This window comes from Variovorax sp. GW822-FHT04A09, assembly GCF_058801005.1.
This window is the reverse complement of the sequence record NZ_JBXAMV010000001.1, coordinates 516,850-531,379: the sequence shown is the minus strand read 5'-3', so window position 1 is coordinate 531,379 and position 14,530 is coordinate 516,850. Positions and strand designations below refer to the sequence as shown.

At 71.0% G+C, this 14,530-nt stretch carries 13 protein-coding genes; 6 read left to right on the top strand and 7 right to left on the bottom strand.

What is annotated here, in order from left to right; translation table 11 throughout:
- The first annotated feature begins 45 nt into the window (after window positions 1-45).
- Window positions 46-1,857, top strand: a complete 1,812-nt coding sequence (locus AC1RLW_RS02265; protein ID WP_493192102.1) for a YadA family autotransporter adhesin — start codon at window positions 46-48, stop codon at window positions 1,855-1,857.
- 134 nt (window positions 1,858-1,991) lie between these two features.
- The gene (locus AC1RLW_RS02260; protein WP_493192101.1) at window positions 1,992-3,275 is read left to right on the top strand and encodes an acyl-CoA dehydrogenase family protein; all 1,284 of its coding nucleotides are present in this window, start codon (window positions 1,992-1,994) and stop codon (window positions 3,273-3,275) included.
- A gap of 36 nt (window positions 3,276-3,311) precedes the next feature.
- On the opposite strand, the gene AC1RLW_RS02255 is transcribed toward AC1RLW_RS02260, so the two are convergent.
- Together AC1RLW_RS02255 and AC1RLW_RS02250 are read right to left on the bottom strand one after the other, a co-directional pair.
- Entirely contained in the window at window positions 3,312-3,593 is a 282-nt protein-coding gene (locus AC1RLW_RS02255) for a hypothetical protein (protein ID WP_223301334.1), read from the bottom strand.
- Window positions 3,594-3,941: 348 nt separating this feature from the next.
- On the bottom strand, window positions 3,942-4,769 hold the full coding sequence (locus AC1RLW_RS02250) for a crotonase/enoyl-CoA hydratase family protein (RefSeq protein WP_493192100.1): 828 nt from the start codon (window positions 4,767-4,769) through the stop codon (window positions 3,942-3,944).
- 104 nt (window positions 4,770-4,873) lie between these two features.
- Between AC1RLW_RS02250 and AC1RLW_RS02245 the strand changes: the two genes are divergently transcribed.
- Together AC1RLW_RS02245 and AC1RLW_RS02240 are read left to right on the top strand one after the other, a co-directional pair.
- Complete coding sequence (locus tag AC1RLW_RS02245) at window positions 4,874-6,751, top strand: PhoX family protein (RefSeq protein ID WP_493192099.1); 1,878 nt, start codon at window positions 4,874-4,876, stop codon at window positions 6,749-6,751.
- 42 nt (window positions 6,752-6,793) lie between these two features.
- Window positions 6,794-7,183, top strand: a complete 390-nt coding sequence (locus tag AC1RLW_RS02240) for a DUF488 domain-containing protein (protein ID WP_095745624.1) — start codon at window positions 6,794-6,796, stop codon at window positions 7,181-7,183.
- Window positions 7,184-7,193: 10 nt separating this feature from the next.
- On the opposite strand, the gene AC1RLW_RS02235 is transcribed toward AC1RLW_RS02240, so the two are convergent.
- Window positions 7,194-7,805: a glutathione S-transferase gene (locus AC1RLW_RS02235; RefSeq protein WP_493192098.1), complete on the bottom strand. Its 612-nt coding sequence runs from the start codon at window positions 7,803-7,805 to the stop codon at window positions 7,194-7,196.
- A gap of 124 nt (window positions 7,806-7,929) precedes the next feature.
- On the opposite strand from AC1RLW_RS02235, the gene AC1RLW_RS02230 reads away from it, so the two are divergent.
- Window positions 7,930-8,388, top strand: a complete 459-nt coding sequence (locus tag AC1RLW_RS02230) for an Lrp/AsnC family transcriptional regulator (RefSeq protein ID WP_062481605.1) — start codon at window positions 7,930-7,932, stop codon at window positions 8,386-8,388.
- Window positions 8,389-8,391: 3 nt separating this feature from the next.
- Here the strand turns inward: AC1RLW_RS02230 and AC1RLW_RS02225 are convergent, their stop codons facing one another.
- Window positions 8,392-9,294, bottom strand: coding sequence for an SDR family oxidoreductase (locus AC1RLW_RS02225; RefSeq protein ID WP_493192097.1), 903 nt, complete (start codon window positions 9,292-9,294; stop codon window positions 8,392-8,394).
- A 164-nt stretch (window positions 9,295-9,458) separates the two neighbouring features.
- Here AC1RLW_RS02225 and AC1RLW_RS02220 point away from each other — a divergent pair, with 164 nt between their 5' ends.
- On the top strand, window positions 9,459-10,331 hold the full coding sequence (locus AC1RLW_RS02220) for a CoA transferase (RefSeq protein WP_493192096.1): 873 nt from the start codon (window positions 9,459-9,461) through the stop codon (window positions 10,329-10,331).
- 6 nt (window positions 10,332-10,337) lie between these two features.
- Here AC1RLW_RS02220 and AC1RLW_RS02215 read toward each other — a convergent pair whose 3' ends face one another.
- The 3 genes from AC1RLW_RS02215 to AC1RLW_RS02205 form a co-directional block, all read right to left on the bottom strand.
- A complete protein-coding gene (locus AC1RLW_RS02215) occupies window positions 10,338-12,413 on the bottom strand; it encodes an esterase-like activity of phytase family protein (RefSeq protein ID WP_493192095.1) in 2,076 nt (691 codons plus the stop codon).
- Window positions 12,414-12,555: 142 nt separating this feature from the next.
- Window positions 12,556-13,470, bottom strand: a complete 915-nt coding sequence (locus AC1RLW_RS02210) for a hypothetical protein (protein ID WP_307586849.1) — start codon at window positions 13,468-13,470, stop codon at window positions 12,556-12,558.
- Window positions 13,471-13,474: 4 nt separating this feature from the next.
- The gene (locus AC1RLW_RS02205; protein WP_493192094.1) at window positions 13,475-14,395 is read right to left on the bottom strand and encodes a DMT family transporter; all 921 of its coding nucleotides are present in this window, start codon (window positions 14,393-14,395) and stop codon (window positions 13,475-13,477) included.
- Window positions 14,396-14,530: the final 135 nt, after the last annotated feature.

Genomic DNA, 14,530 nt, shown 5'->3' with positions numbered 1-14,530 from the left:
CATGGGCAACCGTCGCGCGTCCGCGCCCTTCGGCACTTGGCTGCCGTGGCCTTGCTAGCCGCAGGCAGCGTCCATGCGGCCGGCTTGACGCACGGCGATGCGGGCAGCGCAGGCACGAGCAGTTCGGCAGGAACAGGCGGCCTCGGCGGCGCCGCAGCCTCGGCCGCCTTCGACGGCGCGACAGCACTGGGTGCGGGGGGCAATGGCGGGGCCGCGACCTCTGGCGGAACCGGTGGCTCGGGTGGCACCGGTGCCAGCGCCACCGCCGGCGGCGCAACGGCCGTCGGCGGCGGAGGGACCGGCGGATCGAGCGAAGCAGGCGGCATAGGCGGCGCTGGAGGACGTGGTGCCGTGGCATCGGCGGGCGGGGCCATCGCACTCGGCGCGGGAGCCACAGGCAGCAACGGTTGTTGCGGCAACAACGGCCCATCGGGCGGCAGCGGCGCACAGGCATCGGGCAACGCCGCGGTCGCCATCGGCAGCGCTTTGGGCACCCAACAGGGCGCCCAGGCCTCCGGCAACGGCAGCACCGCCATCGGCGGCGCGAGCGACACCGCCTCGGGTGCGGCGGCGCAGGCCACGGGCAGCGTGGCGATCGGCTCCGGCAGCCGGGTCGTGAACGGTGCGAACGGCGGCGTGGCCATCGGCGCGAACTCGGTCGCCACATCGGCCAACACCGTGTCTTTCGGCAGCGCGGGACAGACGCGCGGCCTGGTCAACGTGAGCGCCGGCGCGGTGAACGCCACCAGCACCGATGCCGTCAACGGCGGCCAGCTGTACACCGTGCGGCAGGCCGCGGACACCGCACAGGCCGCGGCCTCCGCGGCCAATGGCACGGCCGTCCTCGCCAGGGACGCCGCGGGCGCGGCACAAAGCACCGCCAACACCGCAACCACGGCCGCAGCCACGGCCCAAGGCACGGCCAACACCGCACTGGGCGTGGCGAACAACTCCGTGCAGTACGGCGCGGGCAGTGCCCAGGTCGCGCTGAACGCCAACGGCGGCGCCGGCACCACGCTGAGCAACGTGCGCGCGGGCGTCGCCGCCACCGACGCCGCCAACGTCAGCCAGCTGCAGCAGGTGCAGCAAGGCGCGCTGACCACGGCCAACACCTTCACGATGCAGCAGATCGCCGCCTTGCAGGGCGTCATGAACCAGGCGCTGTCCAACGGCCTGTGCAGCTTCAGCGGCGGCAATGTGACCTGCGGCACCGGCACGCAGGCCACGGGCACGGGCGCCACGGCGCTGGGCACCAACGCCATCGCTAACGGCGACAACACCACGGCGATCGGCAACGGGGCGCAGGCGCGCTACGCGGGCTCGGTGGCGATCGGCGCGGGCGCGAAGGCGCTGGCCGATCCGACGACCGCCGTCGGCAACGACGCCGTCGCGACGGGCAACAACGCGGTGGCACTGGGCGCCAACACGCTGGCCGCGGGATCGAACTCGGTCGCCCTCGGCCAGGGTTCGGTGGCCACGCGCGACAACTCGGTGTCGGTGGGCAATGCCGCCACCGGCCAGACGCGCAGCATCGCCAACGTGGCGCCGGGCGTGCTGCCCACCGACGCGGTCAACCTGCAGCAGGCGCAGCAGCTGACGGCGGCCGCGGTGTCCGAAGCGCGCAGCTTCGCGGCCAAGGGCGTGGCCGCGGCGATGGCGATGGGCGACGCACCGATGCCGTCCGCACCGGGCAAGACCAGCTGGGCCGCGCAGCTGGCGAACTACAAGGGCCACTCCGCGATGGGTGCCAGCGTCGTGCACCGCCTCGCGACGGACATGCCGCTGGCGCTCTCCGCCGGGGTCAGCGGCTCGAGCGGATCGGTGGGCGTGCGCGTGGGGCTCAAGGGCGAGTTCTGAGGCGACGGCGCAGCCCGCCCGCCGCGCATAAGAAAACACGAAAAGCGTATTTCCCAGCGACGGCCTGGCGCGGGCACAGTCCCACGCCTGTATCGCTCTTTTTCCGGCGCGCCCTCGGGGCCGCCCGGCTCTCCATGGCATCCATCCACGACACGCCGACGCGCCCCGCCGCGCCCACGGCTCCCGCCCGCCCTTCCACCCTCGCACCTTCGTCTCAGCAACTCGCCGAGCGCTTCCGCCCCGTCTTCGCGCGCATCGCCGAGCACGCGGCGCAGCGCGAGAACGACCGCGAACTGGCCTACGCGCCGGTCGCCTGGCTCAAGGCCGCGCGCTTCGGCGCACTGCGCGTGCCGCTCGAACACGGCGGCCTGGGCGCCTCGGTCGAGCAGCTGTACGACCTGCTGATCGAACTCGGCGAGGCCGACTCCAACCTGCCGCAGATCCTTCGCGCGCACTTCGGCTTCATCGAGCGCCTGTTCGCCGAGATCGACCCCGCGCTGCACGGCCCGTGGATGCGCCTGGCGGCCGACGGCGTGATCTTCGGCAACGCCACCACCGAGCTCGGCGAAGGCGCGCTCGGCGCATTGCAGACCACGCTCACACGCGACGCGCGCAGCGCCGACACATGGCGCCTGGACGGCGACAAGTTCTACAGCACCGGCACGCTCTACGCCGACTGGATCTCGGTCGCGGCCCAGCGCCTGAACGACGACGGCAGCAGCGACCGCGTGATCGCGCTCGTGCCGGCGGAAGCCGCGGGTGTCGAGCGTGTCGACGACTGGCGCGGCTTCGGCCAGCGCCTGAGTGCCTCGGGCACGACGCGTTTTCGCCAGGTGCGCGTGAAGCCCGAGCACGTGCTGCTGTACGTGCGCGACCAGCCCACGCCGCTCACCGCGCATTTCCAGCTCACGCACCTGGCGACGCTGGCGGGCATCGCACGCGCCATCGTGCGCGATGCCGTGGCCTTCGTGCAGCCGCGCAAGCGCGTCTACAGCCACGGCAGCGGCGCCACGCCGCGCGAAGACCCGCTGGTGCAGCAGGTGATCGGCCAGCTCGCGAGCACGGCCTTCGTGGCCGCGTCGACCGTGCAGGCGGTGGCGCGCGGCCTGGGCGAGGTCGATCGCCATCTGCAGCGCGGCGAGGCCGTGCCCGAGCAGCTGCTGTTCGAGGTGGAGCTGAACACCGCCAAGGCGCAGGCCGGCATCGTCGATGCGGTGCTGCAGGCGGGCACGCGGCTGTTCGACATCGGCGGCGCCTCGGCGCTGCAGGAAGACCGGCGGCTCGACCGGCACTGGCGCAATGCGCGCACGCTGGCATCGCACAACCCGACGATCTACAAGGGACGCGTGGTGGGCGACCACCTGCTCAACGGTGCACGGCCGACCTTCTACTGGGCGGTCGGCGCCATCGCGAGCTGAGACGGGAAGAAAAAGGAAGACGCCGCGAGGCGGTGTTCAGACCCGCGGCAGCGCCGCGAGAAAGGTCGACACCACGATGGCAGCCGCGCGATCGAGTTGCAGGATGTCGGCGACATCGAAGGCGTTCGGCGCCGTGTGGCCGCTGGTGCCGAGCGGCTTGCGAATTTCGACCAGCACTTCGGCGGCGAGTTCGCGATCGCTGCGCGGACGGCCGTCGGGGTGCATCACCCACTCGTCGACCTGCTCGATGGGGATGCTGCGAAACACCCCCACGATCGGGACGTACTTGTAGCGGTCCTCGCCCACGAGGATGGGCACGCTGAGATTGCAAAAAAACGTATTCGTCGACATGCGGAACGCCGTCGCTAGCCAAAGCAAAAGTTGATTAATTGTTTTCGAGTGTGACTCCGATAGTCATTTTCCCGACCGAGGGCATACGGCAAGACGTGACCTTCTGCACACAAAGTGCGGTCAATTCCGCCGAATTACTCGGGAAAACAACTACTTAATTCTTACACAAAGACACGGATGGCGCGCTTTGTGTACGATTTTTGGCATACGAAATGTTGCGACCGCCACTTCGGCCGGCGGAAACGGGCGCGCAAACAGCTGCGCCTCGCGGTGTCCGCACCGCGAGGAACGCAGGAAAAAGCGAGAAGAAGAAACTCAGGCCGGCGCGCTGAACTGCGGCGCCCGCCGCTCGATGTTGGCCTTCACGGCCTCGAGCTGGTTGGGGCTGCCGATCAGCGCCTGCTGCTCGACCGACTCGGCGATCAGCAGCTCGGCGGCGCTGTGCGCGAGCGACGCGTTCAGCAGCCGCTTGCCGGCGCGGATCGCGTCGGGGCTCTTGGCGGCGATCTCGTGCGCCATCTGCAGCGCCTCGGCCAGCGGGTCGGCGGCCACGCGCGTGGCCAGGCCCAGGCGCACGGCCTCTTCGCCCGAGAAGATGCGGCCAGTGAAGGTGAGTTCGCGCACGACGTCGGTGCGCGCCAGTTCGCGCATCAGCACCATGCCGGCCATGTCGGGCACGAGGCCCCACTTGATCTCCATCACCGACAGCTTCGTGTCGGCGGCCACGAGCCGGATGTCGGCGCCCAGCGCCACCTGCAGCCCGCCGCCGAAGGCCACGCCGTGCACGGCCGCGATGACCGGCACAGGCACTTCGCGCCACACCATCGCCACCTGCTGCGCGGCATTCGAGAGGCCGTGGGTGCGCGCGACCAGGTCGGTGCCGCCGGCCGCGGCGCCCAGCACGTCGCTGGCGGCGCCCTGCCCCATGCGTTCGAACGACGCCATGTCGAGCCCCGCGCAGAAGGCCTTGCCGCGGCCCGCGATGACCACGGCGCGCACGTTCTTGTCGTCGCGCAGCGCTTCGCCCGCCTGGACCAGCGCGTCGAACATCGCGGGGTCGAGCGCGTTCATCTTGTCGGCGCGCGCCAGCTGCAGTTCCACCACGCCGTCGGCGTGGCGGGTCCATTCGATACGGTCGCTCATTGCATGTCTCCTGTCGGTGTCCGGGTATCGGTCCAGTATCGCGCGACCGGGCCGCTGGGCGATGATGCGCACTGTCGCCGACCCAACACCTCCGCCGCCTCGCCATGCCCCTGGACCGCCGTCACTTTCTCCTGCAATCGGGCGCCACCGCCGCCGTCGTCGCGCTGTTCGGCCAGGGCTGCGCGCGCTCGCAGCTGCCGTCTTCCACGGGCGCGACGACCCCGTCGGGCTTCTTCACCAGCGTGCCCATTTCGCAACGCGACGCGGTGGTGGTACCGCCGGAATACGAGTGGCAGATGCTCTACCCCTGGGGCGCGCCCACGGGCGTTGCGGGCCGCATGCCGGCCTTCGCGCCCGACGCCGGCAACAGCGCCGACGAGCAGGCCCTGCAGGCCGGCATGCACCACGACGGCATGCACTTCTTCGCGCTCGATGCGCGCGGCGAACGCGGCCTGCTCGTGATGAACCACGAGTACACCGACGAGCAACTGCTGCACACCGACGGCGTGAAGGCCTGGAACGCCGACAAGGTCCGCAAGTCGCTGCATGCGATGGGCGTGTCGGTGATCGAGGTCCACCGCACACAAGAAGGCTGGCGCCAGGTGCTGCCCTCGCCCTACGCGCGCCGCGTGCACGGCCGCACACCGATGCGCATCGCCGGCCCCGCCGCGGGCACGCCGCTGATGCGCACCGCCGCCGACCCGGCGGGCACCGGCGTCTTCGGCACCTTCGCCAACTGCGCGATGGGCGTCACGCCCTGGGGCACCTACCTGACCTGCGAGGAGAACTTCCACGGCTATTTCGGTGGCCCGAAGGAGGCAGCGAATCACGCGACACCCGCGCAGCGCCGCTACGGCACGGTGCCGGGCGCGCAGTGGGTCGAGTACTGGCGCTTCGACGAACGCTTCGACCTGAGCCGCCACCCGAACGAGCCGCACCGTTTCGGCTGGGTGGTCGAGATCGATCCCTTCGACCCCGAATCGGTGCCCGTCAAGCGCACCGCGCTCGGCCGCAAGCGCCAGGAAAGCGCGACCTGCACCGTGGCCAAGGACGGCCGCGTGGTGGTCTACATGGGCGACGACGCGCGCTTCGAATACATCTACAAGTTCGTGAGCCGCGACCCCGTGCGCCCCGGCACCGATGCCGCCGCACGCGCGGCCAACCGGCACCTGCTCGACGAGGGCGCGCTGCATGTCGCGCGCTTCGACGCCGATGGGCGCGGGCGCTGGCTTGAGCTCGTGCACGGGCGCCACGGCATCGACGCCGCCAGCGGCTTCGCCGATCAGGCCGAAGTGCTGATTCATGCGCGGCTGGCGGGCGACATCGTCGGCGGCACGAAGATGGACCGCCCCGAATGGATCGCCGTGCATCCGCGCAGCGGCGAGGTGTACGTCACGCTCACCAACAACACGCAGCGCGGCGACCTCGGCAAGCCCGGCGCCGATGCCGCCAACCCGCGCGCGCCCAACTTCTTCGGCGGCATCCTGCGCTGGCGCGAAGACGGCGGCGACGCGGCGAGCACCGCCTTTGCCTGGGACCACTACGCGCTCGCAGGCGACCCCGCGCAGCCCGGTGCCGGCGCGCGCTACCCCGGCGACCACGCCGACGTGTTCGGCTGCCCCGACGGCCTGCACTTCGACAGCGGCGGGCTGCTGTGGATCCAGACCGACATGAGCGGGCAGTCCATGGGCAAGCCGCCCTATGCCGCGCTCGGCAACAACCAGATGCTGTGCGCCGACCCGGCCACGGGCCGCATCCAGCGCTTCCTCACGGGGCCCAACGGCTGCGAGATCACGGGCTGCGTGGTCACGCCCGACCGGCGCACGCTGTTCGTCAACATCCAGCACCCGGGCGAGTCGCGCGACGACGGCGACGCGAAGCACAACAGCGCCTGGCCCGACGGCGCGGCGCCCGGCAGCGCGCGCCCGCGCTCGGCCACGCTGGCGATCCGCCGACGCGACGGCGGTATCGTCGGCACCTGACAGTCGAACACACCACAACAACAGCCCAAGGAGATCCCCGTCATGAGCATCCGCATCGTCCGCCTCGGCACCCCGCGCGCACCCGGCGAGGGACTGCGCATCGGCACCGTGCGCCGCCCGCCGCGCGGCGTGCCGAAGACCGAGTTCGCCGCGCAGAACTGGTACGACGTGTGGTACCCCAACCTCGCGCCGTCGGCCGAGACGATGAAGCTGGGCCAGGAAGCCGAGACGCCGGCGCAATGGAACGCCTTCATGCGCAAGTACAAGGCCGAGATGGCCGAGGCCGACGCCAGCCGCAGCCTCGACCTGCTCGCGGCGCTCTCGCACACCGCTGCGCTCGCGGTCGGCTGCTACTGCGAAGACGAGTCGCACTGCCACCGCTCGCTGCTGCGCGGCCTGCTGGCCGAGCGCGGGGCGGACATCGCGGCCTGAGCGCGGTCGCTCAGACCAGCGGCGCGCCGACGAACACCGGCAGCTGCTCGGCCTGCGCCGTGTAGGCGGCGAGCAGTGGAAAGTCCGACGGGCGCACGGCGTCGGGCAGGATGAATTGCGTGAAGGTCCAGGCCACCGCCGCCGAAATGCCGCCCTGCGTGATCGTTCGCTCGTCGGGCGCCGCCAGCGGCGCGGCGGCCAGTTCGCGCTCCACCTCGGCATAGGCCGTGTTCAGCTGGCCCTGCACGCGATCGACCCACGGCTGGTGCTGCTTCTCGCTGGGCCGCAGGTTGCGCTCGTAGACGATCTGCACCGTCTTCTCGCAGGCCGCGAGCGCGAGCCCCGTGAGGCGCAGGTCACGCAGCCGACCGGCCGGGTCGGCAGGCCACAGGCTGCGGCCGGTGACCGCCTGTGCGTGGTCGATGATGAGCGTCGAATCCATCAGCATCGTGCCGTCGTCGCACACCAGCGTCGGGGCCTTCACCACCGGGTTGATCGCGCGGAACTGCTCGAAGGTGCTGAAGACCGAGATCGAGCGGTGCTCGAAACCGAGGCCGAGCAGGCGCAGCGAGATCGCGGCGCGGCGAACGAAGGGCGAGTCGAGCATGCCGACGAGTTGCATGGGGTCTCCTGGAAAAAGATGACTGCCACCATAGCGCCGGCGCCGCGCGCGCAGAAGGGCAACCCATCGAAAATCGGCGCCGCCTACCGATCGATCATCGGTCCCTTCTTCTTTCGCCCACGCCATGACCCTCGACAAGAAAGACCGCCTCATCCTCGAGGCCCTGCAGACGGACGCGCGCCAGAGCCTGGCGGCGATCGGCAAGCGCATCGGCCTGTCGCAGCCGGCGATGAGCGAGCGCGTGCGCAAGCTGGAGCACGCCGGCGTGATCGAAGGCTACGGTGCGCGCGTGAACCTGCGCGCGCTGGGCGTGGGGCTGGAGGCCATCATCCGCATCGACACCACGCATGCGGCCATTGCGCGCTACCTCGCGCTCTTCGAGGCCATGCCCGAGGTGCTCGCGGTGGACCGCGTGACCGGCGCCGACTGCTTCTTCGTGCGCTGCGCCATCGCCGAGCCGACCGACCTGGAGCGCGTGGTGGACGCACTCGCAGTCGACGGTTCGGTGACCACCTCGCTCGTGCTGTCGAGCCCCGTGCGCAAGCAGGTCACCGTGGGTGCGGCAAAGGCGCCGCGCAAGTAAGCGTCAGCGCTGCGCCTTGTCCTTCTGGTTCTGCGCCTCGATGCGTTCGCGCGCGGCCAGCCAGTCGGCGTCGCTCCACTCGCGCAGCTCGTAGAAGTTGCCGCCGGTGGCCAGCGCATTGCCGCCGTCCATCATGATGCTCTGGCCCGTGAGCCAGTCGCACTGGCCCTGCGCCATCAGGAAGGAGGCGAGGTTCTGCAGCTCGCTCATGCGGCCCACGCGCGCCATCGGGTTGGTCTTGATGCTGCGCGCGCCGGGTTCCTCGCCGGGGTTCAGGCGCTTGCTCATGCCTTCGGTCGGGATCTCGCCGGGGCCCACGGCGTTCAGGCGGATGCCGTGGCGCGCCCACTCCACCGCGAGCGACTTGGTCATGACCTCGATGCCCGCCTTGCTCATGGCCGAAGGCACGACGTACGGGCTGCCGTTGTCGACCCAGGTGACGATGATGCTCATCACGCTGCGAAAGGCATCGCCCGGCTTCCACGCGCCCGACTTGGCCTGCGCCACCCAGCGCTTGCCCACCGCCTGCGTCACGTAGAAGCTGCCGTGGAACACGATGTTGGCCACGGCGTCGAAGGCGCGCGGCGACAAGCTCTCGGTCGGCGAGACGAAGTTGCCCGCCGCGTTGTTGACGAGGCCGGTGAGCCCCCCGCTCTGGAACAGGCTCTCGACCATCTCGTCGACCTGCTGCGCGATGCGGATGTCGACGCCGAAGGCATCGATGCGCCGATCGGGAAACTGCTGGCGCCAGGCGGCGGCGGTTTCTTCACAGACCGCCTGGCGCCGGCCGCAGATGGCGATGTCGGCGCCCAGGCTCAAGAAATGCTCGGCCATGGCACGGCCGAGGCCGGTGCCGCCGCCGGTGACGAGGATGCGCTGGCCGCGCATCAGGGATGCTTCGAACATGAGGGGTCTCCTTGGCGTTGCGGCAGCGGCAGGAGCGCGTGCTGCCATCGGCCGCATGCTACGACTGCCAGGGCGCCATGGCTTGCGGAATCTGGCTCTGCCGGCGGGTGAAAATGGCCGCGCCCCCTTCCCTTTCACCCCTGGACCTTCCGGACACACGACCCATGCCCCGTTCCTCCGATGCTTCCTTCCTGCCGCTCGACGGCGTGCGCGTGCTGAGCCTGGCGCTCAACCTGCCGGGCCCCGCCGCGCTGCTGCGCTGCCGCACGATGGGCGCGGCCTGCCTCAAGCTGGAGCCGCCCGGCGGCGATCCGATGGGGTTGTACAACCGGCCCGCGTACACGGCGCTGCACGAGGGCGTCGAGGTCCGCACGGTCGACCTGAAGACCGAGGCGGGTCAAGCGCAGCTGCACGCCGAGCTGGCCCGCACCGACGTGCTGCTCACCTCGTTCCGCCCGTCGGCGCTACAGAAGCTGAAGCTCGACTGGGCCTCGCTGCAGGCGCGGCATCCGGCGCTGTCGCAGGTCGCCATCGTCGGCGCGCCGGGCGAACGCGCCGAGGAGCCGGGCCACGACCTGACCTACCTCGCCGAGAGCGGCCTCGTCACCGGCACGGCGCTGCCACCCACGCTGTACGCCGACATGGGCGGCGCGCTGCTCGCGAGCGAGGCGGTGCTGAAGGCCGTGCTGCAGCAGACGCGCCAGCGCGGCGGCGTGTACCTCGAGGTGGCGCTGAACGCCTCGGCCGACTGGCTCGCCCTGCCCCGCACCTGGGGGCTGACGAAGCCCGACGGCGCGGTGGGCGGCGCGCACGCGGGCTACCGCGTCTACCCCTGCGCCGACGGCCGCGTGGCGGTGGCGGCGCTGGAGCCGCATTTCGCGGCGCGCCTGTGCGACGTGGCCGGCGTGGCACCGCCGGACATGATGGCGCCGGCCACGCACGCGGCGCTGGCCGCCTGGCTCGCGACGTGCACGCGCGCCGAGCTGGAGGCCATGGGCCGTGAGCGCGACGTGCCACTGCTCACGCTGGCCGACTGACGGCGCTCAGGACGCCGGCAGGCGCAGGTCGCTCAGCTTGCGGTCGAGCTTGATGAGCCAGATGCGCGTCGGCCGCTCCAGGTCGGAGCCGCGCGTGATGCGTGCTTCGGTCGCGCCCGCCGGGCAATCGCGGAGCTTGCCGTCGACATCGACCTTGCACTCTTCCACGCTGCCAGCCAGGCGGGTGCCATCGGCGGCGAGCAGCACGGTGCCCAAGCCGAAGTCGTTGTCGTTCACCAACGCCAGGGTCTGGTCGTCGACGATGGTCAGGCCCTCGGCCTTCTCGGCCAGCCAGCCCAGCACGTTCAGGTCGAGCAGCTCGGTCTTGCGCATCGTCACCACGGTCGAATAGTCGGCACCGTTCGACACGGCCTGCGTGATGCTGCTGATCTCCAGGTTGTGGTCGAGGGCCTTGATGTCGGTTGCGTTGGCCGGCAGCTCCACCAGCATCAGCTTGTTGAACACCTTGCCGTCGCCCTTGCGCGCGCCCTGCTCGATGACGATGAAGCGGCCGTTGCCCAGGCTCACCATGTCGCCGAGCTTGGCGTTGCCGGTGCGGTCCTTGTCGTACTGGCTGCCGTCGATCGGGTAGGCGTAGAGCTTCGAGGTCTCGGTGGCAGGATCGAACGCGAGCCAGCGCGTGAACTTGGCGATGTGGCGCACGTCGGTGTTGCTGCCGCCCGGCGGCTTGGCCTTGATCGACTTGCCGTTGGCGTCGCGCGGATCGATCGGGCTCTGCAGGAAGCCGTGCAGCACGCCGCTGGCCACATCGAGCGTCAGGCCTTCCATGCCGCGGTTGGGGCGGCGCTGGGCCAGCACGGCCGGCAGGTCGGTGGCGCCGGGGCCGGGCGCGTACTTCTTCTCGACCACGCCGCTGGCGATGTTCAGGCGCGCGATGAAGGGGCCGTACTCGTCGCTGGTCCACAGCACGTTGCGCGCCTTGTCGAGCACCAGCGTCTCGGGGTCGAGGCCGTTGGCGTCGTAGCCGGCCTTGGCTTCGTCGAACTTGTACTGGTCGGTCAGAGGGGTTTCGCCGGTCGAGCCCACGCCCGAGCGCGGCGGCAGGCCGGTGATCTTGGTGTTGGCGTCGCGCTTGAGCGGCACGCTGGTGCTGAGCACCGCGCCGGTCTTGCCCACGCGCACGATGCCGAAGCTCGGCGCGAACGATGGCGCCGGGAACACCTTGCTGATGCTGGTGACACCGTCGCCGCCGCCGGGCACGGGCGCGGTCGGGCCGTCGCCGTTCGGGCCGCGGTCGGTGATGGCGTAGAACTCGAGCGCGCCGTCGTCGGCTTTGCCCTTGAACGCCAGGCCCGAGCCGTAGGCCGGCAGGAAGCCCTGGGGAAAGTCGGCCTTGATGTCCGCGTTGTCGCCCTCGTAGGGCACGTGGAAGCGGGTGTCGGCCTGCAGCTGATAGCGCGTGACAGCGATGCCGATGGCGCCGAGCTGGTTCGTCTGCGTCGACGCTTCGGTGACCGGTGCACCCAGCCGCGAGGCCAGCGTGTCCTCGAAGTGCTCTCGGGCCAGCATGCGGCGGTTCGCGTCGACCATGCGGGCATTGTAGGGAGCGGGCAACGCGGCCAGCACCGCGTTGAGCGCGGTGTGGAAGGCGTCGGGCGCGGCGTTGAAATCGAGCGCGCCGGCCGTCAACGCAGCCTTGAACGCGGGCGTCAGGCGGATGCCGTTGGCGGGGTCGCGGTCCTCGTCGAAGCTCTGCAGCGCGAGCAGGCGATTGACCACGGCATCGGCCTTCACGTCGCTGCCGCCGGCCAGGGTGAGCGGCGTGATCGCTTCGCCGCATGCGGCGCTGCCCAGGGCCAGCGCGCCGGCGCTGAAGGTGACGGTCTCGCCGTCCTTGCAGATGAATTCGCCCTTGGCGTTGGTGGCGGCCTTGGCGGCGCTGCCGGCCACGTAGTCGAGGCCCTCCACGGCGGCATCCAGGAAGGTGCCGGTTTTCGACTGTGCAGCGGGCGGATTGGTGGTGCCGCCGCCCACGGGGAACGACCAGCCGCCCCCGCCGCCGTTGCCGCCGCCGCAGGCGGTCAGCACCGCGCCAGCGCCCACGAGCGCCAGCCATCCCATCCTCGATCCTCTTGTTGTCTTGCGCATTGCTTGTTGTCCTTGTGATGCGCCCGCGCAAAGGCGCAAGCCCCGGCGATTAATGCCGAGGCAGATGACAAGCCCGTGAAACTGCAACCGAAAGGTTGCGGTGGTCGGCGCCTTCTCAGCGACCGCTGCCGTCGCGCTGGCGGTCTTCGCGCTTCACCGCGAGGTAGGTGTCCAGGTCGACCTCGTGCAGCTGGCGCGGGTAGCGCTCGGCCGCCGCGAACCAGTAGCGCTGCCGGCGCTCGGCCGGGTCGTTGGCGCCGGTGGCCAGGTAGGCGTCGAGCGTGAGGAAGTAGCGCATCGCATTGCGCTCGACCAGCCCGCGCAGGCCGCGGATGTACTCGGGCTGGCCGTCGGCGCCCTTGCCCACCACGGTGAAGCCCACCTTGGAACTGCCGAAGGTGGCGAGGTAGGCCTGCGTGGCCAGCCGCACCATCGTGTTGTGGTTGTAGCCGTAGCTGAAATGCAGGAAGGTCTTGCGCTCGTCGAGCGCCACCGCTTCGAGCCGCACGCGGTAGTTGCTGGTGCCGAACGGACCGGTGTCGGCCGACATCTCGACCTGCAGGTGCTCGGGCGTGGCACTGGCCACGCGGTAGGCAAAAGGCAGCTCGAAGGCCTGGTCGACCGGCTTGTCGTAGCGGCGCACCACGAACAGCGTGAGCGTCTCCTTGCCCTGCGGCGAGGTGCTGATGCGGCAGCGCCGGTTGTTGATGTGCAGCGTGAGCAGTTCGCACCAGTGGTCCGAGCCCTTGAGCGCCGCGCTGACCTTCGACAGCGGGTGTTCGACCACGGCATAGATGTCGCCCTCGAGGCCGCCGGGCGTCTCGGTGGAATCGAGCTGCACGGGACGCCCGAAGCGGCTCTGGTCGAGCTTGTCGCTGAGCTTCTGGTGCTCGGCGCGCAGGGCCTGGGCCCCCGCGGGCGCGGAGGCCTCGGGGGCCGCCGCCTGCGCCAGCAGCGACACGCCGCAGCAGGCGGCCACCGCCAGGATGCGTTTCCACGAAACCGGCACGGGGGGCGAACTGCTCGTCATGGGGCTACACGATACCCCGGTTCCGCCGCACCAGCAGCAGCATCGCCCCCGCCAGCAGCGCCGCGCCCAGCCATTGGCGCGGCGCCATCGGCTGGGCCAGCCACAGCGCCGCCAGCCAGGCCGCCACCAGCGGCTCGATCAGCGTGCCGACCACCGCCGCCGTCGGCGAGAGCCGACGCGCGCCCCAGGCGAAGGCCAGGTAGGCGACCGAGGTGGTGGCCACGCCGGTGTAGGCCGCGCCCGTCCATTGCGCCGTGCCCTCGGGCCAGGTGATGCCGTTCGCCACGGCGACGCCGAGCATGCACAGCGCCGCGGCGCTCATGCCCCAGGCGGACGCGGTCACGGCCGGCACCCGCGCCGGCATGCGCGCGTTGCCCAGCACCACCAGCGCGTAGCAGACGGCCGAGCCAAAAGACCACGCGAGCCCGGCGCCGTAGCCCGTCGGCAAGGCGCCCCAGCCAGCGGCCGGCATCACCAGCAGCAGCACGCCCGCCAGCGCGAGCACAAGGCCGCCGAGCAGGCGTGCGCCGAAGGGTTCGTAGCCGCGCAGCACCGACACGCAGGCCACGATCAGCGGCGCGCAGCAGATCGAGATCACCGTCGGCAGCGCGGCACCCAGGTGCGCGATGCCGGCGAACCAGCAGCTCACGTTCAGCGCCATCGCGGCGCCGGTGCCGACGACGTGGCCCTGCTCGCGCCGCGTCAGATGGCGCCATCCGGCATCGACGGCCGGCGCGCGCCGCGTCGCCTGCCAATGCAGCCACCACAGCAGCGGCATGCCCAGCGCGAAGCGCGCGAGCGACAGGCTGTGCGGCGCGATGCCGCCGTCGATCAGGAATTGCGCCACCAGGGCGCCGCCGCCCCAGAGCACGCCGGCCAGCAGCACGCCGCCCCAGGCCAGGGCGGCCGTTGTTCTTGCATTCATGTTGAAACTCTCCGTGAGGCCCGTCGCCTCGGCGTCGCGTCGACGCATTGCCGGGGGCGGGCATGACCATCCGGCCACCGCCCGGCCTGTCTTCGCTCAACGGAAGAAGGCGGACGGCAGCGACCACTTGCGGGC

Coding starts and splice junctions, on each gene's coding strand:
- AC1RLW_RS02225 (WP_493192097.1), bottom strand. CDS start 9,294: ATGTTCGAAGCATCCCTGATGCGCGGCCAGCGCATCCTCGTCACCGGC.
- AC1RLW_RS02240 (WP_095745624.1), top strand. CDS start 6,794: ATGAGCATCCGCATCGTCCGCCTCGGCACCCCGCGCGCACCCGGCGAG.
- AC1RLW_RS02235 (WP_493192098.1), bottom strand. CDS start 7,805: ATGCAACTCGTCGGCATGCTCGACTCGCCCTTCGTTCGCCGCGCCGCG.
- AC1RLW_RS02250 (WP_493192100.1), bottom strand. CDS start 4,769: ATGAGCGACCGTATCGAATGGACCCGCCACGCCGACGGCGTGGTGGAA.
- AC1RLW_RS02215 (WP_493192095.1), bottom strand. CDS start 12,413: ATGGGATGGCTGGCGCTCGTGGGCGCTGGCGCGGTGCTGACCGCCTGC.
- AC1RLW_RS02245 (WP_493192099.1), top strand. CDS start 4,874: ATGCCCCTGGACCGCCGTCACTTTCTCCTGCAATCGGGCGCCACCGCC.
- AC1RLW_RS02260 (WP_493192101.1), top strand. CDS start 1,992: ATGGCATCCATCCACGACACGCCGACGCGCCCCGCCGCGCCCACGGCT.
- AC1RLW_RS02220 (WP_493192096.1), top strand. CDS start 9,459: ATGCCCCGTTCCTCCGATGCTTCCTTCCTGCCGCTCGACGGCGTGCGC.
- AC1RLW_RS02230 (WP_062481605.1), top strand. CDS start 7,930: ATGACCCTCGACAAGAAAGACCGCCTCATCCTCGAGGCCCTGCAGACG.
- AC1RLW_RS02210 (WP_307586849.1), bottom strand. CDS start 13,470: ATGACGAGCAGTTCGCCCCCCGTGCCGGTTTCGTGGAAACGCATCCTG.
- AC1RLW_RS02205 (WP_493192094.1), bottom strand. CDS start 14,395: ATGAATGCAAGAACAACGGCCGCCCTGGCCTGGGGCGGCGTGCTGCTG.